At 53.0% G+C, this 21,155-nt stretch carries 28 protein-coding genes and 7 tRNA genes; 6 read left to right on the top strand and 29 right to left on the bottom strand.

Annotated features, from left to right (window positions below; genetic code table 11):
- Position 1: 1 nt before the first annotated feature.
- The 8 genes from K8Q93_01310 to K8Q93_01275 form a co-directional block, all read right to left on the bottom strand.
- Positions 2–1,624: a hypothetical protein gene (locus K8Q93_01310; protein ID MCE9643867.1), complete on the bottom strand. Its 1,623-nt coding sequence runs from the start codon at positions 1,622–1,624 to the stop codon at positions 2–4.
- Positions 1,621–2,799 carry a hypothetical protein gene (locus K8Q93_01305; protein MCE9643866.1) on the bottom strand — a complete coding sequence of 393 codons (1,179 nt, stop codon included), beginning with the start codon at positions 2,797–2,799 and terminating at the stop codon, positions 1,621–1,623. Before K8Q93_01305 ends, K8Q93_01310 begins: the two co-directional genes overlap by 4 nt.
- A gap of 38 nt (positions 2,800–2,837) precedes the next feature.
- Entirely contained in the window at positions 2,838–4,085 is a 1,248-nt protein-coding gene (tyrS, locus tag K8Q93_01300) for a tyrosine--tRNA ligase (protein MCE9643865.1), read from the bottom strand.
- Between the two features lie 48 nt (positions 4,086–4,133).
- Positions 4,134–4,796: a 1-acyl-sn-glycerol-3-phosphate acyltransferase gene (locus tag K8Q93_01295; GenBank protein MCE9643864.1), complete on the bottom strand. Its 663-nt coding sequence runs from the start codon at positions 4,794–4,796 to the stop codon at positions 4,134–4,136.
- 87 nt (positions 4,797–4,883) lie between these two features.
- A complete protein-coding gene (locus K8Q93_01290; protein ID MCE9643863.1) occupies positions 4,884–5,345 on the bottom strand; it encodes a hypothetical protein in 462 nt (153 codons plus the stop codon).
- A 55-nt stretch (positions 5,346–5,400) separates the two neighbouring features.
- The gene (locus K8Q93_01285) at positions 5,401–6,384 is read right to left on the bottom strand and encodes a DUF475 domain-containing protein (protein ID MCE9643862.1); all 984 of its coding nucleotides are present in this window, start codon (positions 6,382–6,384) and stop codon (positions 5,401–5,403) included.
- Between the two features lies 1 nt (position 6,385).
- Positions 6,386–6,616 carry a DUF5654 family protein gene (locus K8Q93_01280; protein MCE9643861.1) on the bottom strand — a complete coding sequence of 77 codons (231 nt, stop codon included), beginning with the start codon at positions 6,614–6,616 and terminating at the stop codon, positions 6,386–6,388.
- Between the two features lie 42 nt (positions 6,617–6,658).
- Positions 6,659–7,324: a hypothetical protein gene (locus tag K8Q93_01275; protein MCE9643860.1), complete on the bottom strand. Its 666-nt coding sequence runs from the start codon at positions 7,322–7,324 to the stop codon at positions 6,659–6,661.
- 140 nt (positions 7,325–7,464) lie between these two features.
- Between K8Q93_01275 and K8Q93_01270 the strand changes: the two genes are divergently transcribed.
- Positions 7,465–8,415, top strand: a complete 951-nt coding sequence (locus K8Q93_01270; protein ID MCE9643859.1) for a pilin — start codon at positions 7,465–7,467, stop codon at positions 8,413–8,415.
- Between the two features lie 69 nt (positions 8,416–8,484).
- Here the strand turns inward: K8Q93_01270 and K8Q93_01265 are convergent.
- The 19 genes from K8Q93_01265 to K8Q93_01175 all read right to left on the bottom strand — a co-directional run bounded on the left by K8Q93_01265 (position 8,485) and on the right by K8Q93_01175 (position 17,011).
- Positions 8,485–8,556, bottom strand: a tRNA-His gene (locus K8Q93_01265).
- Between the two features lie 14 nt (positions 8,557–8,570).
- Entirely contained in the window at positions 8,571–9,122 is a 552-nt protein-coding gene (locus K8Q93_01260) for a cob(I)yrinic acid a,c-diamide adenosyltransferase (GenBank protein MCE9643858.1), read from the bottom strand.
- Between the two features lie 11 nt (positions 9,123–9,133).
- Positions 9,134–9,691, bottom strand: coding sequence for an AAA family ATPase (locus K8Q93_01255; protein ID MCE9643857.1), 558 nt, complete (start codon positions 9,689–9,691; stop codon positions 9,134–9,136).
- Between the two features lie 81 nt (positions 9,692–9,772).
- Positions 9,773–9,857: transfer RNA gene (locus K8Q93_01250), tRNA-Leu, on the bottom strand.
- A 71-nt stretch (positions 9,858–9,928) separates the two neighbouring features.
- Positions 9,929–10,336, bottom strand: coding sequence for a 50S ribosomal protein L19 (rplS, locus tag K8Q93_01245; protein MCE9643856.1), 408 nt, complete (start codon positions 10,334–10,336; stop codon positions 9,929–9,931).
- Between the two features lie 42 nt (positions 10,337–10,378).
- Positions 10,379–11,116, bottom strand: a complete 738-nt coding sequence (locus tag K8Q93_01240) for an RNA pseudouridine synthase (GenBank protein ID MCE9643855.1) — start codon at positions 11,114–11,116, stop codon at positions 10,379–10,381.
- Positions 11,085–11,777, bottom strand: a complete 693-nt coding sequence (uppS, locus tag K8Q93_01235) for a di-trans,poly-cis-decaprenylcistransferase (protein MCE9643854.1) — start codon at positions 11,775–11,777, stop codon at positions 11,085–11,087. The genes K8Q93_01240 and uppS overlap by 32 nt, the downstream gene beginning before the upstream one ends.
- A gap of 72 nt (positions 11,778–11,849) precedes the next feature.
- Positions 11,850–12,392: a hypothetical protein gene (locus K8Q93_01230; protein ID MCE9643853.1), complete on the bottom strand. Its 543-nt coding sequence runs from the start codon at positions 12,390–12,392 to the stop codon at positions 11,850–11,852.
- Between the two features lie 58 nt (positions 12,393–12,450).
- Positions 12,451–12,523, bottom strand: a tRNA-Val gene (locus tag K8Q93_01225).
- A gap of 47 nt (positions 12,524–12,570) precedes the next feature.
- Positions 12,571–12,642: transfer RNA gene (locus tag K8Q93_01220), tRNA-Arg, on the bottom strand.
- A gap of 72 nt (positions 12,643–12,714) precedes the next feature.
- Entirely contained in the window at positions 12,715–12,966 is a 252-nt protein-coding gene (locus K8Q93_01215) for a hypothetical protein (GenBank protein MCE9643852.1), read from the bottom strand.
- A 2-nt stretch (positions 12,967–12,968) separates the two neighbouring features.
- Positions 12,969–13,511 (bottom strand): hypothetical protein, encoded by a 543-nt coding sequence (locus K8Q93_01210; GenBank protein ID MCE9643851.1) that lies wholly within the window; start codon positions 13,509–13,511, stop codon positions 12,969–12,971.
- Position 13,512: 1 nt separating this feature from the next.
- Positions 13,513–14,034 (bottom strand): hypothetical protein, encoded by a 522-nt coding sequence (locus K8Q93_01205; protein MCE9643850.1) that lies wholly within the window; start codon positions 14,032–14,034, stop codon positions 13,513–13,515.
- The gene (gene pilM, locus K8Q93_01200; protein MCE9643849.1) at positions 14,027–15,154 is read right to left on the bottom strand and encodes a pilus assembly protein PilM; all 1,128 of its coding nucleotides are present in this window, start codon (positions 15,152–15,154) and stop codon (positions 14,027–14,029) included. Before pilM ends, K8Q93_01205 begins: the two co-directional genes overlap by 8 nt.
- A gap of 59 nt (positions 15,155–15,213) precedes the next feature.
- A complete protein-coding gene (locus K8Q93_01195) occupies positions 15,214–15,582 on the bottom strand; it encodes a hypothetical protein (protein ID MCE9643848.1) in 369 nt (122 codons plus the stop codon).
- A 9-nt stretch (positions 15,583–15,591) separates the two neighbouring features.
- On the bottom strand, positions 15,592–15,978 hold the full coding sequence (locus K8Q93_01190) for a RuvX/YqgF family protein (GenBank protein MCE9643847.1): 387 nt from the start codon (positions 15,976–15,978) through the stop codon (positions 15,592–15,594).
- Positions 15,979–15,982: 4 nt separating this feature from the next.
- Positions 15,983–16,549, bottom strand: a complete 567-nt coding sequence (locus tag K8Q93_01185; protein MCE9643846.1) for a hypothetical protein — start codon at positions 16,547–16,549, stop codon at positions 15,983–15,985.
- A 41-nt stretch (positions 16,550–16,590) separates the two neighbouring features.
- Positions 16,591–16,675: transfer RNA gene (locus K8Q93_01180), tRNA-Ser, on the bottom strand.
- A gap of 57 nt (positions 16,676–16,732) precedes the next feature.
- Positions 16,733–17,011, bottom strand: coding sequence for a DUF5652 family protein (locus K8Q93_01175; GenBank protein MCE9643845.1), 279 nt, complete (start codon positions 17,009–17,011; stop codon positions 16,733–16,735).
- A 78-nt stretch (positions 17,012–17,089) separates the two neighbouring features.
- On the opposite strand from K8Q93_01175, the gene K8Q93_01170 reads away from it, so the two are divergent.
- The 3 genes from K8Q93_01170 (at position 17,090) to K8Q93_01160 (ending at position 17,783) form a co-directional block, all read left to right on the top strand.
- Complete coding sequence (locus tag K8Q93_01170; protein ID MCE9643844.1) at positions 17,090–17,551, top strand: hypothetical protein; 462 nt, start codon at positions 17,090–17,092, stop codon at positions 17,549–17,551.
- 51 nt (positions 17,552–17,602) lie between these two features.
- Positions 17,603–17,674 (top strand) — tRNA-Arg (locus K8Q93_01165).
- Positions 17,675–17,708: 34 nt separating this feature from the next.
- Positions 17,709–17,783 (top strand) — tRNA-Arg (locus K8Q93_01160).
- A 41-nt stretch (positions 17,784–17,824) separates the two neighbouring features.
- Here the strand turns inward: K8Q93_01160 and K8Q93_01155 are convergent.
- Together K8Q93_01155 and rpsT are read right to left on the bottom strand one after the other, a co-directional pair.
- On the bottom strand, positions 17,825–18,772 hold the full coding sequence (locus K8Q93_01155) for a hypothetical protein (protein MCE9643843.1): 948 nt from the start codon (positions 18,770–18,772) through the stop codon (positions 17,825–17,827).
- Positions 18,773–18,927: 155 nt separating this feature from the next.
- Positions 18,928–19,191, bottom strand: a complete 264-nt coding sequence (gene rpsT / locus K8Q93_01150; protein ID MCE9643842.1) for a 30S ribosomal protein S20 — start codon at positions 19,189–19,191, stop codon at positions 18,928–18,930.
- Positions 19,192–19,273: 82 nt separating this feature from the next.
- Here rpsT and ruvA point away from each other — a divergent pair, with 82 nt between their 5' ends.
- Together ruvA and murE are read left to right on the top strand one after the other, a co-directional pair.
- Entirely contained in the window at positions 19,274–19,840 is a 567-nt protein-coding gene (gene ruvA / locus K8Q93_01145) for a Holliday junction branch migration protein RuvA (GenBank protein MCE9643841.1), read from the top strand.
- 4 nt (positions 19,841–19,844) lie between these two features.
- The gene (murE, locus tag K8Q93_01140; protein MCE9643840.1) at positions 19,845–21,128 is read left to right on the top strand and encodes a UDP-N-acetylmuramyl-tripeptide synthetase; all 1,284 of its coding nucleotides are present in this window, start codon (positions 19,845–19,847) and stop codon (positions 21,126–21,128) included.
- Positions 21,129–21,155 lie beyond the last annotated feature (27 nt).

The raw sequence follows: 21,155 nt of genomic DNA, 5'->3' as shown, positions 1-21,155 counted from the left end.
ACTACGCTGCGTCGAGTTCCAAGTAGAACTGAGAGCCCTTACCTGGGCCTTCCGACTCCGCCCACACGCGGCCCTTGTGCGCCGTTACCATTTCTTTAGCCACGAAGAGACCTAAGCCCGTACCCATCACGTTCACCTTGTTTGCATCCGCCGCACGAGAGAAGCGCTGGAAGAGCTTATCGATAGTCTCCTTGCTCATACCCACGCCGGTATCTACAAAAGACACCAGGATCTTCTTGGTCGCCTCGTTCTTCCCTATCCGCAGAGTGATGGAGCCTTTGGGCGTGTACTTCATCGCGTTATCCAAGAAGTTGATGATCACCTGACGAATCTTGCCGATATCAATATTCACGCTATACGGACCCTTCTTGTCGTCCACATAGGTGAGCTGAAGGCCCGCCTTCAGCGCATTCGGCAGGAGTTCGGCCATGACGTCTCTCACGACCTTGCCAAGGTCGGTCACCGCGAAGTCGTACTTCATACGATTCTGCTCGATGCGAGAGATGGTCAGGAAGTCCTCAATGGTGTTGGCCATGGAGCGGCTCGACTGATAGATGCGCTCTACTGCCTCCTCGATGGCCTTAGGCGGCTTACCGAAAGAGCCTTCGATAATGAGTGAAGCGTAGCCCTTGATAGCAGTTAAAGGACTCCTCAGCTGATGCGTACCCATGGAGAGAAATTCTGACTTTAGGCGATCCACTTCCTTGAGCTTCTCGTTGGCCTGTTCCAGATCGAGCGCCAGCTTCTCGATATGCTCTCTCGATTCGACTTCCTTCAGCACGCTGCGGATCAGGAAGACGCCCACGACGACTGTCGCCGCAAAGAGCACGCTGTCGATAATCCGATCTTTAAGATTGCTCGCGATAAGAACGCGTACCAGGATAAACATCCACAAAGAAAAGAGGAGGAGCTCAGTGGCGATCACCTTAACGTCGAAGAGGTGATGCTTGAGGATGGCGTAGGAGATAGCCATGATCATGGCCACGATACCTACCTGTCCCACCCAGTTCAATGAGAAGACGCCAATGAATGGCAGTACCAGGTTCGTGACCACCCCGATGCACGTCGCGGTAAAGGTACCCGCGAGGATGTATCCTATCTGGAAACGGAGAGAGCGCTCCGCGAGAAGATATTTGCGAATGAGCACCATATAACCGATGGTGAAGTAGGTGACGATATAGAGACCATAAAGAGCGTGTAGGAGCTGATTGAAAACTATGTGCCTTTCGTCAGAGACGACCGGCAGCACGTCTTTTATGAGACCACCAGGAAGAGCGATGGCGACGAGCAGAGGAACGAGTGGAACCAAGAGCCAGAGACTGAGCGATCTCCGGAGTCCTCCAGACTCCCTCGGAAAGACGTATGCGAAATGAATGAAGGCAAGCGGAATGAGGGATGCACCGATATAGAGGAACCTCGCCGCAAGTACGGCCTGCTCCCTATCTGCAAGACCGCGATAAAGGAACATGCCGACGCCCCACGCGCTCACGGCAAGAGTGAGCAGGAAGAACATCAGGTTCGTCCGACTCTCGCGGTGGCGGGAATAGATGATGAGACCGTAGCCAGTATTAACGACGGCTGCAATGGCGACAAGCGCGTTGATTACATCAAGATTAAAGATCATCGTGAGACTTCGACGAGAACGCCGCGAGCAGAGTCCCTGACATGCCCGACCTTCTCGTCAGAGATAGACTCAAGGAAATTCTGGAGAGCGGCCGGCTTGAAATCGAGAGTTCTTCCCCAAGAAGCGATGGTATCGACCTGCTTCAGGTCCGTGCGAGCAATCGTATAGTGATCGTCCCAGCCGTGAGCAGCAAGTATGAGGAGCTCTGCCATACAGCAAAAGGTATCATTCTTTCCTTTCAGATTGAAATCGAAATGCGTCCTTATAGCAGGAGTGTGCACTACGCCCGCCTCAACGACCAAAACATCGGGGCGAAGAAGGACCTCGGGGGCGACATCAGAGGGCTGTGCATCGTCAATCACAACCGCTCCCGGCTTCAGATGATGCGAGCGCACTAAAGCCTCCGGGGTATTGGTAGCGGTGACGACAAAATCGGCCTCCCGAATATCTTCGATTGAATGAGAAACCCGCACATCGATACCCGGATTCAGAGCCTCGAGGATAGGGATCAGTTTTTGAACAGCATCCTTCTTCCGCTCGACCTCAACAAGGAGAATTCGCATGAACCCCTCCCTGGCCACCACCTGAGCCGTGCTTGAACCGATAGACCCTGCAGCTCCCACAATAGCGACAAGCACCTCGTCCTTGGACGAACCAAAGCGCTCCATAAGATTAAAGAGGTTCTGACTGACGTTATGCGCCGTATACGCATGCCCGGTGGTGACGTTTATCTTCACGTTCTCGACAACATCCAAACCTCCACGAGACATCGAGGCGGTAAGCCCCCCGAGACCGATGATCTTGGCGCCACTCTTCTTGGCAAGCTTCGCCGCTTGAATGATCTTTCTCCGCGCCAGCTCCCTGTCAGCAAGCATCTGCTCCGCAGTAAGAGGGACCGCGAGTACGAACCCTCGCACCTCCTTTCCGCTCTCGACAGAGCTAAGACCTGAAACCCGAGAGATGATGACCGGCCAGTAAGAGCGGAGAACCAACTTGACCAAAGCAGACGGGACCGCGCGCAAGAAGGGGTACTGTCGATAAACATCGCGAATATCGCGAGGGTGAACAATGAAAGCGTACGCGTATTCCGAAAACCGGCGCTCCGGCAGAAGAAGCACTGCCAGATCGCGGAAACTATGGAGGATCGCCCGAAGCGAACGGCGTAAGGTCTTCATTAAGAAGCGTATTTTATCACGCCAATTCTAAAGAAACCTTATTTCATTAAAACAAGGGCAACTTTCTTTCCGACACGAAGAAGTCCGACCCCCTTAGCCCCCCCATCTTGGGCTGACACGGAATCAGCAGCTTCGACGAGTTTATCATTCATATACACCCCTCTCCCCTCGATAAGGCGCCGCGCTTCTGATTTGGAAGGTGCAAGTCCGGCAGAGACCAGAACATCGACGACGCTAGCACCGCTCTCGACAGTAGCGCTCGGCATGCTATGGACCAAAGAATCAATCTCGTCTTGAGAGAGAGACAAAAGAGAGGAATTATCTCCAAAAATAAGACTGGAAATTCGTTCGGCGTTGCGTGCGGCCTCCCCACCGTGTACCAACATAGTGACTTCCAAAGCAAGGAGTTCCTGCGCTACCCTCTTCGCAGGATCCGCAGCGTGCTCTGCGACAACTTCGGCTATCTTCTCAAGCGGGAGGAAAGTGAAGATCTTCAGATAGTCCTCCACACCCTCGTCTGAAGCATTGACCCAGAACTGATAGAACTCAAAAGGAGAAGTCTTCTCCGGATCAAGCCAGACCGCATTCCCTTCCGATTTACCAAACTTCTTGCCGCTCTTCTTATCCACAATGATTGGTACCGTAAGAGCGTACACGGCCGCCCCCTCCTTGCGGCGGATCAGATCCACCCCAGAGAGGATGTTAGTCCACTGATCAGATCCTCCCACCTGAAGATCCACCCCTTCCGTTTTATAGAGATGAAGGTAGTCATACCCCTGAAGAAGGGCGTAGGAAAACTCAGTGAATGAAAGAGGGTCTTCTGCGTCCAGGCGATTCTTGATGGTATCGCGCTTCACCAGCTGATTGACGGTGAAGTGCTTGCCGATATCGCGGAGGAATTCGATGGCTCCGAGCTTGGTGAGCCACTCCGCATTGTTGAAAATAGGATACTGCTTGCCTTCAAAAATCTTGAGGAGCTGTGCGCGGATAGAGGCAGTATTCCTATCCACAATCTCCGTATCAAGCATGACGCGCTCGCCACTCTCGCGCGGATCGCCGATCATTCCAGTGCCGCCTCCGACCAAGAACACCGCCTCATGCCCCGCGTCCGCGAGGTGCTTCATCAGAAAGACAGGCACCAGATTGCCGACATGAAGGGAATCGGCTGTCGGATCGATGCCAAGATAAACCTTCCGCTTTTCAGCGAGAAAGGTATTCATATCGCCAGCCTCCTGCTCTACGAGACCTCGGTCCTTGAGGGCCTTGGCGATATTAGTGATGGACATAGACTGCACTATAGGAAATATGAGCTACGGTGACAAGAACTACCCTCTTTATAAAGCGGCGATCCGAGACATCACCTCCTGCGCTTCTTGCTTGGCTTTTTCAACGGAGAAATCCTGTTCAAAAGCAGGGACCATCGGCTCGCCAAAAGTCACCGTCACTCCCCGCCTCCTGGAGAAGAGCGGCGTAAAGGAAAATCGGTATGTCCCACGAATTCGCACCGGCACGATAGGTACCCCAGTCCGATGCGAGAGAAACGCAACTCCCCCATGCCCTTCCTGTAGCTTGCCGTTCTTAGTCTTGCGTCCTTCCGGGAAGATACAGAGACTATGACCGTCTTCCAGGATTTCGATGTGGTTCCTGAGGCTCTTTTCATAATCCTTCATTCCCGAATACGCCCTGAAGGCGCCCCAGAGGGTGAAAAAGAAACCACCATAGAGGAGCTTCCTCCAGCCGAAGTAATCATCCTGGTAGAAGTCCTTGCCCCGTGAGACGTAGAACATAGGAGCGAAGCTGCCAAAAGGCGTCGCGGCTGCCGTGAGCATTATCGGATCGAGCTCACTCGAATGATTGCAAGCGAAGATCGCTTGCGTGAGGCCTTTCAGATTCTTCCTTCCTTTGACTTTGAAGCCATAGAAGAACCTGAATCCGAAATACGTCGGCCACCAAGCGATGAACTGCAGGACGCGCGGAACGAGGCTGTAGAGCTTCATGAGTTGCGTGAATAAAGTATAGCAGGAATAAATATGAGAAACGGTCTCGGCAAAGCCGAGACCGTCGAAAAGGTACTACAAAACGCATCAGGTAGGCGGGCCGTCTGGGTAATCGATGACCCCAAGGACCCTATCCGCAACACCTCCGGAAACGAGCCCCGCCGGTAGAAAGAAGCCTTGGAGGCGCGCGTCCTTGCCGTAAAGAGAGAACCATCCTTCGCCATGGATCGTCATGCCGAGGGCGGCGACCGCAGCGTAGTCGCTAACCCATTTGACGAAAGCCGTCCTGTCGAGATCAATCAGAGGGAGATGCCGACAAGAAAGCTCAGGGAAGCGATCAACCAGAGAGTGTCCTGCGAAACGAAATTCAAGCCGCCCCCAGGAGTCGCGCCTCAGAAGCACGACGCTTTCCGAGATTCCCAGAGCACTGAGCTCCATAGAAAGCCAGATCGGGTCGAAGTCCTTCTCAGAGAGCTGGTAGAGACGGGACCGAACCGCCTGGAGAAAGGGGCTGAGATACCCCGGGGGAACCGAGATTTTATTGTACATGCCGCACCTTGTGTGAGGGATTCAATGTGAATTATGTATCAAAAGTAGTATTTTGTCAAGACGCCTGCGCCCTTTCTCTCCGAGACGATACGTACGCAAGAAGCACGAAGAAGAGGCCGATGGATCCGATGATGATCTCCGGCACATGAATAAGGAGCCCCGCAAACATAGAGAGAGCAAGGCCGAGGATGGCCCAGTGTGCGCCGTGCTCGAGATAGATCAGATTGTCGAGTGTCTTGTTGCGCACTAAGTAGACCGTCATGCTGCGCACGAAATAAGCGCCGATACCGAGGCCTGCTACGATGATGGGAAGCTGCACAGTGAGCGCGAAAGCGCCGATGACTCCGTCGAGAGAGAAAGCAGAGTCCAGAACATTGAGGTAAAGGAAAAGGGAGAGACCTGTCCCCGCGACCAAGGAAGAACCTGAGCCGAGGGAATTAGCGAGACCCTCTACTAAGATAAAGAGGACGATACCGATAATGCCCGCAGAGAGGATCACCGCAGGTACAGTAGAGACAGAAGCAAGGGTCACCAGAATAACGAGCGCAAGCGCTATCTCCACAGCCTCAATCCTCCCCCACCCCGCAAGACGCTTCTCTATCATCCTGATCCAGTGAATCTCCTTGGCCTCATCGAAGAAGTACTTGAGCGCCACCATGAGGAGAAAAGCTCCGCCGAAGGAGCTGATCGCCGGATGCACCTGCTCCAAGAGCTCTGCATAGTGCGCGGAGTCGTAGAGCACGAGCCCGAGCACCGCCAAAGGAGAGAGCCACACCACCGCGCTCACGATGAGTATGGGGAGGACGAGGCGCGTGCCAAAGACGGCGATGAGGATGCCCCAGGTGAGGAAGCGACGCTGCCAGGTCTCGTCCATTTTCTTCAGCACCTTAGCGTTCACCACCGCGTTATCAAAAGAGAGCGTGACCTCGAGCACCGAGAGGATGGCCGCGAGGATGAGGGCCTGGAGCCCTCCCCAGAGATAGACCGCGGCCAGAGTAACCAGCGCGATGAGTATCGGAAAAAAGAAGATACGATCCATACTATTCAGTCTTTCCAAAGAAACGATTCAGGTTCGTAGCGAAGATGACTATAGCTACCGTAACAACGATCGCATAGATAAACTTAAGCAGCAGAGTGTTGTTCCCTAGCGGAAACACGTACTCGATGAAGCTCTTGATAGCCTCGTTCCAAGCCAGGCCCGCCACGAGACCGAGCGCAGTGATGATGTAGCCGAGTGTCTTTTCCCTCAGTTCGTCCTTGAGTTTGGTCATGCCGGATAGGTTATGGACCACATCATATCCGATGAGGAGCAGCTATTCTAGGGAGAGGCTCTGCGCCATCCTATCCACCACCCCATCCATATCGAAAGACTGCCTTTCGGCTGTGCACGCACTCTTGTGCGGTTCGTCATAGTTGGCACACTGGGTAGCTCGCGTAGTAAAGGTGAAGGTCGCCGCTCCGGCTCTTCTGGGAGATGCGTAGGTATATTGAGTATAGATGCTACCTGCAGCCCCCTCGGTCACCCGGGTCACACAGTATTCGCGGGAGTCTACGAAACGTCGTTCGGTGATACCCGCACGCGCTCCCTCGCTCCCCGCCTCGATACACGAGAAAGGTGCGCTGGTAATGGCAACCGCCGGCGGCCAATCAGTAGCCGATATATAGGTCGTGCCGAGCTGAGCCGGATACCGGAAAGAGATACCTCGAAAATCGTCGCGAAAAGTATTCCACCCGGAAGGAGTCTGTGTGCCCGGACACACTGCGAATTCGCAGTCCGGGCCTGTCCTACCTACGGAAGAACCGTCGGGGCATAGCTTAGCCTCCATAGTGCAGGCCACGGGTGCAGAGCCGAACGGCCCTGGGCCTCCGCGCTCCGCCGGCCAGAGGGTGAATCCTATAAGTACCGTAAGGAGCGCGAGGGCGCCGATACCTATAAATACCCAGTTCGGGGATCCTGAATCTGCTTTTCCCGTACTCATGATGACGGTAATGACGATTAAAGCCTTCTTCGCTTACCCTACTTATTCTCCACAAGAATTCACATACTTTACCATCCACCCTTCATTACTGAAGCAGGCTACGAGTTTCGTTTTCAGGCATTCACCCTTAGAATACGAGGATGAACAAGAACATCTCCGGCAAGCTCCCTCACTTCCTCGCAGGACTCGCCTTCTTTGCCCTCGTCTCCCTCTCCTACCTCGTGCCTCTGCCGGAAGCAGCAGCGCAGACGGGGACCAACAATTTCGATATCACCAAAGGACTGGTGGGTGAGGAAAATATCGGCTGTGACGGTTTCTCTTGCCAGCTTTGTCACGTGGTCAAAGCCGTGAACAACGTGATCTCCTTCATGTTCTATCTCGCGACAGTCGTCGCCGTGCTCCTCTTCGTATACGCAGGAGCCAAGCTGATGATGGCAGGAGGAGATCCAAGCGCAATGACAAAAGCCAAGGAGATACTCTGGAATGTAATCATCGGTGCGGCCATCATGCTCTGCGCCTATGTTGTCATCGATACCGTATTGAAGACAGTGCTCAGTCCGGAGGCTCGGCAGTATGGCCCATGGAACGAAGTGCAGTGCATTACTTTACCCCCTTCTACTACCCCGCCAGGAACAACCCCTCCTCCCACCACAAGTACAGCACAGGAACGCTGCACCAGAGAAGCGCTTTCTGACGCAGGCATAAACGTCAACAAAAGTTCCTGCGGCGGCAGAAGCTTCCAAAGCGTATCCGGAGGCTGCACCGATGTCGCTGGCCTACCTCGGCAAGCAGTGGAAGGACTCATACGGTTCAAGGATAACTGTCTGAACTGCACCATCACCGTCACTGGCGGAACAGAAGATGGTCACCGCACGCACGGAGCAGGCCGCCCGATGATAGATATCAGCTCTACCGATGCGGACATCACCTCTTACCTCCGTGCACAAGACCGAAACCCTGTTCGGAACCCCTCTAATGGAGAAGTGACCTACCGTATCGGAAACGACACCTTCGTACAAGAGACCAACCCACCTCATTTGCACATAATTTTCGGAACAACAGAAAACACTCCGTATCAGTGTGCCTCGTAAGGGACGCTCTCAGGAGAGGGTCGTTTCAAATACAAAAAGACCCCCAGAAAGGGTCTTTTTGTATTTATGGGTGCCTACAGGGAATCGAACCCTGATTGAGAGCTCCACAAGCTCTAGTGTTAACCGTTACACCATAGGCACCATGTTGCCGAAGCCTACCGGTACGTCGGAGGCTGCTCCGTTATACCAGATTTATGATTCGAAAGTCGAGCGAGCGCATAGAGCATGCTTGAAAGCCGATTGAGGAAGGCGAGCGTCCATTCCCCGAGCTCCTTGCCGGACTCCTTCACCTCTACCGCGCGACGCTCGGCCCGACGGGCAAGCGTACGCGCAAAGTCGAAAAGAGAAGAGAGCTCCGTTCCGCCAGAGATGAAGAAGGTGCGGATAGGGGGCAGCTCTTTCTCAATCTCCCCGATCCACGCTTCCAACTGGCGCACCTTGGCTTCCGGCACCGACATGGGAGTACCCGCGATCTCGGCCTGCACGATGAAGAGGCTCTGCTGGAGATCGTGAGCGACGTCCTCAAAGAGCGTCCCGGAGGAGAGGGCGAAGCCTGCTTCCCTACTCTTGAGCTTAGCGAAACCCAAAAAGGAATTTACTTCATCAAGTGAGCCGAGGGACTCCGCAATAGCCGAACTCTTGGAGATCCGCTGACTTGAGGCGAAAAACCCCGTATCCCCTTTATCCCCTTTCCCGGTATAGAGCATGATAAAAATTTTTATTTAGAATAGCCGAGCTCAGCAAGCATCTTGTCCACTTGGATAAAAAGTTCTTCCGGAGTGCCATTATTGAGAATTGTCACGTCAGAGCGCTCCATGACTCCAAAGATATTCATGTCCCACGGCTCCGTCGAAGCCATCTCCCGATCTTCTTGCACGCAGAATTCTTCAAAAGAAATATGATCTGTCTCGGAACCCCGAAGCACTACTCGTTCGTAACGAACAGGACGATCAGCGTCCACCGCCAGAATCTTCACTCCTCGAGGCTTCAGGAACTCCGCTTCACCGATCGCTCGTAAAGATTCAATGATGGCATCGCCTCCGTCTTCTTCTGCCTCCTTCAAGAGGGCTTCGGCCACGGCAGAAGGCCCGCCACTCTGGCGCAGTTCATTAGCAACAAGTCTCATGCTATCGCGGTCCCTTGGGAGCCCGCGGCGCTCTATCTCCCGAAGAATCATGGCTCGAGCAGAATGATGTTTGAAGCCCCTTTCCTTAACCAGATAATCGACAACGGTACCCTTGCCTGCTCCGATAGTGCCGGTGATGCCGATGATCATACAGAGGAGATTACAGGGTTATGAAAATACGTAAAGAGGAAAGAACCCAGGCACGCAAAAGCCGGCTTTCGCCGGCTTTACTGGTGCCCAGGAGAGGACTTGAACCTCCACGCCTTTCGGCATACGCACCTCAAGCGTACGTGTTTACCAATTACACCACCTGGGCAGATGCGAGAACCGTCCTACTATAATACAGTTCTCTATTTTTAAAAGAGCCCTCGAGGGCTCTTTTCTTTCCTACTTCTCTTCAGACGCTTCTTCCTTCTCCGCCTTAGCTACCGGAACGGCCTTCACCGTGCGCTCGTTGCGCATCTGGCGGCGAATCTCGCGGGAAGCCTTGTCGCGGATGTAGTAGAGCTTAGCCCTACGCACTTTAGCGCGGCGCACCACCTCCACGCGATCGATGAGCGGAGAATAGAGCGGGAAGATCTTCTCCACGCCAACACCGCTCGCTACCTTGCGCACAGTGAAGGTGCCGCCGATCTCCTCGCCATGCTTCACGGCGAGGATGAGGCCTTCAAAGGCCTGGAGGCGGGTCTTGCCGCCTTCCACGATCTTCTGCCACACGCGCACAGTATCGCCCGAACGAAGGTCGAGCTTCTTGCGCTCTTCAATGGCTACCGGAGTGACTCCGAGTCTGGTCATGCGGGAGACTCTAACACACAGGGAGCGGCCCTGCAACAGGATCTAGATGAGTTTCTCGGCCCTAAGGAAGTCCTCAGGGAGAGGGGCCTCCGCAGAAACCCTGCGACCTCCCGGGAGGGTAAAAGCGACCGTATGAGCATGGAGGGCTAGCCTGCCGAAGCCGAGCTCACAAGGACGATCCCCCGCGTATACTCGGTCGCAGACGATGGGGTGCTGGATGGACTTGAGGTGGACCCTGATCTGATGGGTACGCCCGGTCTTAGGAGAGGCTTCGAGATATGAGAACTTCTCCCCCGCCTTAAGGAGGGCGAAGTGGGTCAGCGCCGGGCGCATCTCGCCACGAGCATGGAGTGGATCAGTATACTGTCGGAAATCCTTCTTGCTGCGCCCTAATGCCCGGTCGATTGTGCCAAAAGCGCGCATCACCTTTCCATAGACGAAGGCGCGGTAGCGCTTCTCCACCACGTGGTCCTTGAACTGCTGCTTGAGCGAATTAAAAGTCTTCTCATTCTTGGCAATGACGAGAGCTCCAGACGTCTCCCGATCGATGCGATGCACGATGCCCGGACGATCGATCACGACACCCGAAGAAAGCACGAGCGGCTCCCCAACGCCTGCCATCTGAGGATAGTGAGCAAGCACCCAGTCGCACACTGTAGGCTCTGTGGATTTACCATCAGGATGCACCAGAAGCCCTGCCGGCTTATTTATCACCACCACATCTTCGTCTTCATAGACTACCGGTATATCAGGCGCCGAAGCGGCGATGTCTTTTGCCATATGTTTCTATCATTTCAAGAAATTCCTCTTTAGTAAGCGCGGGCCAATGTGTTTTTGGGAAGAAGAATTCGCTATACACAGACTGCCATGGGAGGAAGCCGGAGAGACGCTGTTCCCCGCTCGTACGGATGATCATGTCCGGATCCGGCAAGCCGTGAGTGGAGAGATGCGCAGCAAAGGATTCTTCGGTCACCCCCTCTTCTGAGATTTTTTCTTCGACCATACTCTTCACTGCACGAAGTATTTCATCGCGACCGCCATAGGAGATGGCGAGAGCGAGCGTGAGACCTTCTTTCCCGGCCGTACGCGCTTCTACCTCTTTGACCATGTCCTGGATATCCTCCGGTAAGCGAGAGGTGTCGCCAAGAATTCGAAATGAACCCCTCTCATTAAGTTCCTCCACACTGCGCAGTGCTTCCCGGAAGAGATCCATGAGGTAGGAAACCTCACTAGGATCGCGCTTCCAGTTCTCCGAAGAGAAGGCATAGACCATCACGCACTTCACCCCGAGCTCGTCATTCCATTTCAAGAAATCCTTGAGCTTCTGGTAGCCAGCACGATGACCTTCGAGAGTCGGTAGCCCCTGCTCCTTGGCCCAACGACGATTGCCATCCATGATGATACCTACACACTTCGGGATTACAGCTTCTTCTTGAGACATAGCGGATATGATGCGAGAAGAAGGGTTTAAAAGCAATGACGGCGGGCCCCAGAAGATGGCCCGCCGTGTGAATTAAGCTGTTCCCTTCACCTCCTCAAGAACTAAGCGAATGATCTTTTGGTTGAAGTCGCCGCTCCCCCAAGCCGTCTTAAGGAAGAGAGGCATCAAGGCGTTGCAGTGCTCGAGAGCGTCGGCCAAGGACTCCGCGATCAGGATCTCCCAAGTCGGGGACTTAGGAGACTCGTCCCGCGAAAGATGTTCCCAGAACCAAAGGAAGTCGTCCCTCATATCGAACGACCCTGAGCGCTTCATGGACGTACGAACTTTCTCGACACGATCTAGAAACGACCTTACTTGCTTTCTCCTTTCCCAAGGAATTCGAGGGTCGATACAGCAGGAGACACCGAGCAGGCGCGCTTCCTCGTTCCATTCGTAGGAAAACTCCAGATCGCCGTAACGACCCAGAAGAGCGATGGTTATACTTCTTCCATCCGAAGCGAACAAAGAGGGAGAGAAGTAATAACTCCAATTCTCCCTGTTCGCCATATCTTCCAAAGCTCCGATAGGGTCTGACTGCGGACCATCGGACATCGGTGCAGCGTGGAGTCTCGTCATCACAACCTCCCCTATAACCCACTATAGAGGGTACCAGAACCTGAAGGAATCGGAAATGTGGGCGGTGAGGGACTTGAACCCCCGACCTTCTCAGTGTAAATGAGTTGCTCTACCAACTGAGCTAACCGCCCGTCACACCACATTCGCATACCCGCACACCCATGTAAATACTCGTCTCTCCCCCCGGAGGGAATCGAACCCCCATTAAGAGCTTAGAAGTCTCCTGTTCTATCCATTGAACTACGGGGAGTCTTACCTTCCTCCTTTCAACTGAACATAGGGTTTCTTCCTATGGCAGTTAGCGCATCTTACCTCACCAAGCCTACCTCCTCAACGCGTTGAACCGCTGCTCTTTCTCTTGAAGCATAGTGGTGGCACGAACGAGCTCCTTCTTATCGAACTCAACACTTGAGAACTGCTTGCTGTCACCACCTCCGTCTCTGGTGGCACTCAAGAAGAACCGAGCATCCAAGACCGCAACGCCGACAGCGGCGAGGATTAGAAACATAAGAACCAGAAACCAATCACGGTACGGATTGATGGAAGCAAAGAGTTCTGTTGATGAGAATCTCATATTCATTGATGAATGACTCCAATACGGAGGCTTGCCGCAAGCCTCCACTTCTCTCCCCTGGTTTCGAGGTTCACCAATTTCTCCAGACTCACCTCCTTTACAGAGAGTACCTGCGGGAAGAGTTCAAGACGTCTCAGGAAATCCTCAGCAGCAGCACGTGTGCCGACACCTTGAAGGGTAATATCTACAGAACGCACGCCGCCCTCGAGCTTAGAAGAGCTTCCCCCTTCGATTCCGATACCACTCACTTCAGCTACTACTCCGCTCTCGGCACCGAGCTTCTCCAGACGACTTACGATCCCCGCGACTTCATCTTGGTGCACAAAATACTGCTCAAGAGTGGCGCGTTCGAGCATCGTAGAGGCAAAGAGCTGACGCACACCACCACCTCGAGATTCTTGAAGCTTCTGTTCACTCGCCGCACTCTCACGAAGAAAGACCCCGGAGCGCATTAGATCGAGGCGTTGATAGGTCCACAGATACCCAAAGGAAGTCGCGAGAGCGAAGAGCAGGGCCCCGATGCATATGAATGAGGTTCGCTTCATATCAGTATTTTATCGTGCCACGGAGCTCGAAAGTAATATCCCGACTCTTAGCCAGAAGTTCGACAGGTATGGAGATGTCGGAAAGCACGGGATCAGCCTTGAGCACTTTGCCGAAGGCAATGAGAGCATCCCGTGTCTGCGCGACTCCCCGAACAGAAACACCTCCAGCAGCCTGATAGCCAATGAAGGTCAGATTGATACCCTGAGTAGAAGCTACCGACGCACGCAAGCGTAAGAGCACATTACTCGGAGAGAGGTTTCCACCCTCTGGCGGAACGAGCGAGAGCATCTCCTTAGTGAGACGGAGTGCCGCCTCCTCGCCGAGGATCTTCTCAACAAGTAAGGAAGGAGAAGTGGTCGCAGCGATCTCTGCGCGAGCAGAGAGGTATCCGTATGCAGGAAGAAGGAGGAGTATGCCCGCAAAAGCTACGGCACCTAATCCAAGGAAACCGGCCGTCGCGAGACGGAGGATATAATCAGTGGACACTGCGCTCTTTTCTTTTTCAGGAAGAAGATTATGCATACAAAGAATGAGTGAGTCCACGAAGCGCGCCTCCGATGGCCGCGGCTCTCCCCAGAGCTTCTGGCAGAGGGATAGGAGGTACTCCCTTTTTTCGCAGTGGCGCATTGATCCACGGATCAGCTATCGTTACCGGAATTCGTAAGCCTTCAGAGAGGTGCTCGGCGAGTCCCTTCAGTACAGCAGGAGCACCCGAGAGAGTCACCGAGGCGATGGGAGGATGTGCCGCCGCCTCCACCTCCTCACGGGAGTGCCAGTAGAGATAGCGGCGGCTGACTTCATCCTGGAGCGCAGAGACGCTGCCCACGAGAGCCGAAACGAATTCCTTTTCCTTGGGTGCTCCAGTGAAGGAATGCGCTCGCTTCATCTCGGTAATGGCTTGCGGGGTCGCCTCAGGGAAAGATTTCTTGAGCGCCGCATCAAAGGACGTCTCTCCGATATCAACAGAGGACGCGTACTGCACCACCCCGCGGGCGACGATATGGATGCCTGCGCCATTTTTCCCGATATGCACCAAGAGCCGACTCTCCTCAGTATCAAAAGGTATCACTGCTCGCGCGAGCGCCTGACTCTCTGCTTCCACGGAAAGAACTTGGAACGAAGCGGCAGTAGCAGCCCGGAGGTATGGGTCAAGAATAGCTTTCTCCAGAACGACGACCGCAGCGCGGCGCGGCACACGGATACCATGAATGGATCCCTCAGGAATCACGCTGTAATCAAACACACACTCTTCAAGCGTCAGTGGAACATTCTCCTCTATCTGGAAAGAGATGTTGTCCCTCGTCTCCTTGGGCGAGAGCATCGGCACGCCAACAGTAAAGAGATAGATCTTCTCGTCTGGAAGAACCAGGCGTATGCGGCGAAAACCGCTCTCTCTCTGAAGTTCACGCAGAGCGAGGGCGAGTCCAGCTTCATCCACGACAGTGCCACCCTCTAGCACCCCAGGAGCAAGATCCTTCTTTATGAGGCGCGAAAAATATGGTCCCTGGGAACCTACAGCGAATTCTATGAGAACGAGGGAGTCGGAAGAGAACCAGACAGCAGCAAAGGGAGCCGCGAGGAGAGAGGGTGGCGGAAAAAGTGCAAAAAAGCGATTGTGCGGAGAAAAGAACGCAGTATCCATAAGGAACGCTGTGGCGCGTTCTTAATAGTATACCGCACGTAAATACTCAGAGAGAGACTTCACTTCACAGTACTGCCAGGAGGAGTGTCTGAGGAGGACTCAAGAAGAGAGAAAAAGCCGTCTGCGTTCCCCACTGCAAGTATCATGCCGTTGCTTTCGAGTCCGCGGATCATGCGTGGCTCCAGGTTGACCGCAAACGGACAGTTCTTCCCCACTAGAGTAGAGGGGTCGGGAAAATACGCCGAAATACCGGAGACTATCTGCCGAATATCCGCTTCTGTCTTAGGCGAACCGTCTTCGTTAACTGACAGCTTCAGCCCAAAATCCACAGAGAGACGCAAGAGCTTGTCTGCGTCAGTCACTTTCTCGGCAGAAAGAATCTTCCCTACTCGAATCTCTACCTTTTTAAAATCGTCTATGGAAATCATATGCGCAGATTAGCGGGAATCCTGATGTTTGTCTAAATATCGCTGAAGGATGATGGCCGCAGCGGAGGCGTCGATATCATCCCTTTCTCCCTGGAAGCGAGAAGCCTCCGCCGAAGAAAAGTATTCCGGCTCAAGTACCACTTCCAATCCTCGCTCCATGAGATCGGCAGAAAGAGAGCGTATCGCACCCATCACAGAATTATCCTCCCCACCGAAGTTGATCGACTCCCCTATCACCACCACACTCGCCCCCTCGGCAGAGGCCAGCATAGCGATATTCTCCGAGAGATCACCTGTCGCGAGAATCACTTTCTTTGGGAACGCAAACTGCGCACCCTCATCCGAGATTGCTATACCCACACGCCTGCTGCCGTAATCGACACCGAGGATTTTCATCTCCTTAGCTTAACAGGTTTTGTACAACCTTATTGCAGTATTCATCGAAAGGTAAATTCTCAGGAGAGAAGAAACCAAATCCATACTCTTCAGCTTTTTCTTTGGTTAGCTTATTTTTCTCTTGTAAACTTTTGAACATTTTTCTGATTTCCGTATCATCGCCATTATTATTTTTTATATGGCCATAAACCCAGTCTTTTTCAGCTTGTCCATACTGTATTATTTTTTCTATATGAGCTTCTTCGGTGAAACCAACAAATACCGCCTGCAATTTCAAATTTTCCAACTTTAAGTTTTTGACTCGCTCTGGAGTAATCACGACCCCTTCAATAATGAGGGGTATGTTTTTATGGTCATACCGATGGATTAATCCAACTATCATTTCCCAAGGTAGATTGTTCTCAATCTCATCTTCAGAAAAATTGATACGATTGTGTTTATTTAGGTATCGTACTCCCGCTCTGATTGCATCGGTTGGAATTGCAATCATCGGTTTTTTACTAATGAACGAATTAAAAATGGTTGTCTTCCCGCATCTAGGAGAGCCCCCAATTAAATATAAGGTATTCATGATTTGAGTATATCTTCGTACAGGCCAGTGACATTACGTTGCGGAGGGGGTGAGATTCGAACTCACGAAACCTTGCGGTTTGGCGCATTTCAAGTGCGCTGGAATGAACCACTATCCGACCCCTCCTAGGTCAATCCGCCCCTGCGGGCGGATAAGACGACGATAGTATACGCGGCGAAACCCTTATTGCCAGGTTTTGGACGCAGGAGGAATTACTGGTGAGGTTGAGCTCATGCGGTGGCGCGCCAAGTAGATAAGTTCAAGAATTCCAAGAGTGTTGATGAAGAAAAGTCCGATGAACCACCACCTCTCCCCCCTACGCGCCGAATGCCACAGTACATACACCTTGAGCACCATCGCTACAACGAACCACACGACGACCACCGTTCCTAAAGCGATCACCCACGGAGGCATAGTGGGCAGAGTTTTCATCAATACCGGCCACGTATCTATTGTATTCATATGCGCTCATCATACGCTCGACCGTTACAGCCCACAACGCTCTCTTCCACAGCGGAAGGATGATAAGATTAAGCGAACATGGAAGAAGATCGCTTGGTCTGGTCAGCTCCGGAATACACTCACCACCCGAGGAGCGTGGATTGGTTCTGGGGCTTAGGACTCCTCGTCATCGCAGGATCCGCAGTAGCCATCTATCTCGATGACGCACTCTTTGCGATCATCCTCATCCTCTCTGGCGGCATCCTGGCCCTCTTCGCACTTCGTCCTCCTCACGAGATCGAATACTCAATCAGCCCCGAAGGAATCGTTGCGGGAGACACCCTCTATCCCTTTCCCTCTCTCCGCTCCTATTGGGTCACCGACGGTGTGCGTCAAGAGAAGATCATTCTCGTCTCTAAGCGCCGCTTCATGCCATACATCGTAATACCCGTAGTCGGCTACCCCACCGAAGTGGTACGTGAATACCTGGAGGAATACCTCCCCGCAGTAGAGCACGAGGAACCTTGGATATATCTCCTCGCCGAGCGTTTGGGATTCTAGGAGAGCTGTGGTAGCGTAGGCTCCACAACGCTTTGTAGTAAGGCGTATGAAGCTCTCGTCGTTCAATGGATAGGACATCAGCTTGCGGAGCTGATAATGTAGGTTCGATTCCTGCCGAGAGCACATTGAGGAGCCTCGAAATATACTCTCGAGACCTGCCCCCGTCGTTCAATGGATAGGATATCTCCCTCCGAAGGAGGTGATGCAGGTTCGATTCCTGCCGAGGGCACCAGCTAGTGCTAAGTCGAGTGACCGAGCGGGTCTGCTTATTAGCTACGTAGTAAAAGAGCCCCAACCATCGTTTTGCTCCAATTCCTTAAGAGGAAATTTTTCAACAAGCGCCTTCATCTCATGTAGTCCGCGCTCTAGTTCGTCGAAGGTTTTTGCTTTCATGATTGTTTGAACAAGGTCCTTTTTGGAAACTTTTTCACTTCTTGCTAGTAAGCCGTTCAATTCCATAAGAAACTCATTCAATGAGGATACTCGTTCTATAATCGCCTGCGCCTTACCTGGACTTCGGCTCTCTAATTCTGCGCGAGCATCGGGACTCAAACTATTGATATGCGTATAGCCCCCTAATGCTCCACTTGTACTGGCGCGAGCAAGAAGTTCATCTTGGAACAGAGTGAAGCTTTGCTTATAATCAGGGTCGGTTTCTTTGTTTGGGAATGCATCTAATCTCTGCGCCGCTCCCCACACCAGGTGGTGAGTTTCGTGGGGCAAGTTCTCCTCTAAGTATTGTTGGCGGAATTCAGTCTCAGTGTGATCTTGAATAAACAAAAAAGAGATTCCATTTTTAAGGCTCACCGCCATTGCTGCTGCTCCAGGACGGAGTTTAGAAGCGAGTTGTGGATTGACAAAAATACCATAGACACCTGGTGACAACTCCTCCATTCGATACTTGCTTGTGTCCTGGAGTAATTTCTGTTGCTCTTCTGTTTTAAATACTTGGGAAAGCATACCTTGTGCATCCAGTTGCGCCTCTGTTTGACGCTGTTGCTGCTCGGCTTTAAAAATCTGAGCGTGCTGCACGAGCAGTTGTAATTGAGGGTCAAGTTTTTCCTGCTCGAATGATTTCATATCCCTTTTGCCCAATGCTGCATCAATAACCTCCGAGTAGTGTTCTCCAAAAACTCGCGCTGATTCAAGCTGTTTTTCTGGAGAATCAATAGTTTCTTGTTGTTCAACCTTCGGTATAAATTTTGGAGGTCCTTCACGCATACCTTTCATTATACAGAATTTGAGCCCCGACCGAGCGGCCTTGCTCTGTTATAGGGAAATTCCCTAAAGAAGTCTTGCGGGGTCTTGTCACACGCCGTTCGAGACCGAACAGGGGCACAAAAGAAAAACTCCGCCTGAGCGGAGTTTTTCTTTTGTTACTTGATCTTCTTAATCATCTTCGCAAGCCTGGACTTCTTACGACTCGCCGTATTCTTCTTGATGACTCCGTTCTTGGCTGCCTTGTCGATGGCCTGAGCGACGTTTGCAAGCATCTTCTCAACATCGGCTTTCTTCCCAGAAACAACGAGCTTCTTTATTTCCTTAAGACCATCCTTCATGGCGTCCTTGCGGAAGGTGTTGTACACACGCTTACGCTTAGAGGCGCGGAGGGCTTTCTTGGCAGATGATGTGATCGGCATAGGTAGCGGCACTGTACAGAGAAAACCCATAAAAGGCAAGTCTTTCGTGGTGGGAGACCGGAAATAGCGCTATGATAGCCCCATGATCGGCTACCTCAGAGGCTCAGTCCTCTCTCTCGAAGAAAAGAGCCTCCTGCTTGAGGTGGGCGGCGTGGGCTACCGCATATTTGCTGCACAGGACACGCTTTCCAAGATCAAGAAGGAGGGGGCTGAGGAAGTAGCCCTCTTCACCTACTTGGCCGTACGTGAGGACGCACTCGATCTCTTCGGCTTCTTCTCCAAGGAGGAACTACGCTTCTTCGAGCAGCTCATCAGTGTCTCAGGCATTGGTCCAAAATCAGCTCTCGGCATTCTCTCCTCTACTTCAGTCGAACGACTCTCCTCGGCAATAGCCTCCGGGGACACGGGCTACCTCACCAAGATCTCCGGCATCGGAAGAAAGACTGCTGAGAAGATAGTCCTCGAGCTCCGCGAGAAGATGGGAGTGATTGAAGAGAGCACCGGTCTCCGCGAGGAAACAGATGCGCTTGATGCCCTACGCTCTCTCGGCTACGGCGAGCGTGAGATTCGTGACGCGCTCAAGAAGAGCGCACCTGGTGCCACCACCAAAGAGCGTATCCGCGAAGCGCTCAAAGCTCTCAGCTCATAAATATATGGAATCGCTCCTTCGAACCATCAAACGCATTATCCCCGCCCCACTCTTCAAAGGGCTCCGACCCGCCTACCACTATTCCCTCGCACTCCTCGGCGCTCTCCGCTACGGCTTCCCTTCCCGGAAGCCCATCGTCATCGGCGTCACCGGCTCCAAAGGAAAAACCACGACCGCAGAGATGGTAAATGCAGTTTTGGAAAAAGCTGGATTCGTCACCGCACTTGCAGGAACACTCCGCTTCAAGATAGGTGCGGACTCCAAGGAGAACACATACAAGATGACCATGCCGGGACGCTTCTTCCTGCAGCGCTTCCTGCGCGATGCCCTGAACGCGGGCGCTACTCATGTGGTACTGGAGATGAGCTCAGAGGGAGTGGTGCAATATCGCCATCGCTTCATTTATCCGGACATTCTGGTATTCACCAATATCGAGCCGGAGCATATTGAATCCCACGGCTCCTACGAAAAGTATGTTGCCGCCAAACACGAGATAGGCAGGCGAGTAGCACGAAACGGTAAAAAGCGCGGCATCCTCATTGCCAACTCAGACGACAAGGAAGCCGAAGGATTCCGAAAGCTCGGCATCCGTGAAGAGTTTCTCTATGGAATCAAGGATGCGGAACCGCATCGTGCCGAAGGCAAAGGAGTCGCTTTCACCTTCCAGGGCGCCGAAATCAATTTAAAGCTACCAGGCGTATTCAATATATATAACGCGCTTGCCGCAGCCACCCTAGGTCACGCACTCGGTATCCCAGTAGCGCAGATAAAAGAAGGGCTGGAATCAATCGAGCGTATCCCTGGTCGCGCCGAGCGAGTGGACGCCGGGCAGCCATTCGACGTCATTGTGGACTACGCTCACACCCCTCGCTCTCTCGAAAGTATCTATAAAGCCTACGAGGGTAAGGAACGTATTTGTGTCCTCTCCGGCACCGGCGGTGGCCGCGACAAATGGAAACGCCCGCTCATGGGAGGTATCGCAAGTGAACACTGTGCACACATCGTCCTCACCGACGAAGATCCTTACGACGAAGATCCAGAGCAGATAATCACCGAGGTACGAGGAGGTATTACCCTCCCCGCAGACAAGGTAGAGACAGTAATGGATCGCCGCGAAGCGATTCGCCGAGCCCTCTCGCGCGCCGTGGAGTCAGGGCGACCGAGCGCAGTACTTATCACCGGTAAGGGTACCGATCCCTACATCATGGGACCACGAGGCTCAAAGATTCCCTGGAGCGATGCGCGTGTCGCTCGCGAAGAGCTCGAGAAACTCGGATTCACACAATAAGCACGTTTTGGAAGAGAAGGTCGCGGT

The organism is Candidatus Parcubacteria bacterium (assembly GCA_021414235.1).
Lineage (GTDB): Bacteria > Patescibacteriota > Minisyncoccia > Phycocordibacterales > JAKFXT01 > JAIOOV01.
The sequence above is the reverse complement of the archived record's forward strand: the minus strand, read 5'-3'. Positions and strand labels throughout refer to the sequence as shown.

Coding starts and splice junctions, on each gene's coding strand:
- K8Q93_01310 (MCE9643867.1), bottom strand. CDS start 1,624: ATGATCTTTAATCTTGATGTAATCAACGCGCTTGTCGCCATTGCAGCC.
- K8Q93_01305 (MCE9643866.1), bottom strand. CDS start 2,799: ATGAAGACCTTACGCCGTTCGCTTCGGGCGATCCTCCATAGTTTCCGC.
- tyrS (MCE9643865.1), bottom strand. CDS start 4,085: ATGTCCATCACTAATATCGCCAAGGCCCTCAAGGACCGAGGTCTCGTA.
- K8Q93_01295 (MCE9643864.1), bottom strand. CDS start 4,796: ATGAAGCTCTACAGCCTCGTTCCGCGCGTCCTGCAGTTCATCGCTTGG.
- K8Q93_01290 (MCE9643863.1), bottom strand. CDS start 5,345: ATGTACAATAAAATCTCGGTTCCCCCGGGGTATCTCAGCCCCTTTCTC.
- K8Q93_01285 (MCE9643862.1), bottom strand. CDS start 6,384: ATGGATCGTATCTTCTTTTTTCCGATACTCATCGCGCTGGTTACTCTG.
- K8Q93_01280 (MCE9643861.1), bottom strand. CDS start 6,616: ATGACCAAACTCAAGGACGAACTGAGGGAAAAGACACTCGGCTACATC.
- K8Q93_01275 (MCE9643860.1), bottom strand. CDS start 7,324: ATGAGTACGGGAAAAGCAGATTCAGGATCCCCGAACTGGGTATTTATA.
- K8Q93_01270 (MCE9643859.1), top strand. CDS start 7,465: ATGAACAAGAACATCTCCGGCAAGCTCCCTCACTTCCTCGCAGGACTC.
- K8Q93_01260 (MCE9643858.1), bottom strand. CDS start 9,122: ATGCTCTATACCGGGAAAGGGGATAAAGGGGATACGGGGTTTTTCGCC.
- K8Q93_01255 (MCE9643857.1), bottom strand. CDS start 9,691: ATGATCATCGGCATCACCGGCACTATCGGAGCAGGCAAGGGTACCGTT.
- rplS (MCE9643856.1), bottom strand. CDS start 10,336: ATGACCAGACTCGGAGTCACTCCGGTAGCCATTGAAGAGCGCAAGAAG.
- K8Q93_01240 (MCE9643855.1), bottom strand. CDS start 11,116: ATGGCAAAAGACATCGCCGCTTCGGCGCCTGATATACCGGTAGTCTAT.
- uppS (MCE9643854.1), bottom strand. CDS start 11,777: ATGTCTCAAGAAGAAGCTGTAATCCCGAAGTGTGTAGGTATCATCATG.
- K8Q93_01230 (MCE9643853.1), bottom strand. CDS start 12,392: ATGACGAGACTCCACGCTGCACCGATGTCCGATGGTCCGCAGTCAGAC.
- K8Q93_01215 (MCE9643852.1), bottom strand. CDS start 12,966: ATGAGATTCTCATCAACAGAACTCTTTGCTTCCATCAATCCGTACCGT.
- K8Q93_01210 (MCE9643851.1), bottom strand. CDS start 13,511: ATGAAGCGAACCTCATTCATATGCATCGGGGCCCTGCTCTTCGCTCTC.
- K8Q93_01205 (MCE9643850.1), bottom strand. CDS start 14,034: ATGCATAATCTTCTTCCTGAAAAAGAAAAGAGCGCAGTGTCCACTGAT.
- pilM (MCE9643849.1), bottom strand. CDS start 15,154: ATGGATACTGCGTTCTTTTCTCCGCACAATCGCTTTTTTGCACTTTTT.
- K8Q93_01195 (MCE9643848.1), bottom strand. CDS start 15,582: ATGATTTCCATAGACGATTTTAAAAAGGTAGAGATTCGAGTAGGGAAG.
- K8Q93_01190 (MCE9643847.1), bottom strand. CDS start 15,978: ATGAAAATCCTCGGTGTCGATTACGGCAGCAGGCGTGTGGGTATAGCA.
- K8Q93_01185 (MCE9643846.1), bottom strand. CDS start 16,549: ATGAATACCTTATATTTAATTGGGGGCTCTCCTAGATGCGGGAAGACA.
- K8Q93_01175 (MCE9643845.1), bottom strand. CDS start 17,011: ATGAATACAATAGATACGTGGCCGGTATTGATGAAAACTCTGCCCACT.
- K8Q93_01170 (MCE9643844.1), top strand. CDS start 17,090: ATGGAAGAAGATCGCTTGGTCTGGTCAGCTCCGGAATACACTCACCAC.
- K8Q93_01155 (MCE9643843.1), bottom strand. CDS start 18,772: ATGCGTGAAGGACCTCCAAAATTTATACCGAAGGTTGAACAACAAGAA.
- rpsT (MCE9643842.1), bottom strand. CDS start 19,191: ATGCCGATCACATCATCTGCCAAGAAAGCCCTCCGCGCCTCTAAGCGT.
- ruvA (MCE9643841.1), top strand. CDS start 19,274: ATGATCGGCTACCTCAGAGGCTCAGTCCTCTCTCTCGAAGAAAAGAGC.
- murE (MCE9643840.1), top strand. CDS start 19,845: ATGGAATCGCTCCTTCGAACCATCAAACGCATTATCCCCGCCCCACTC.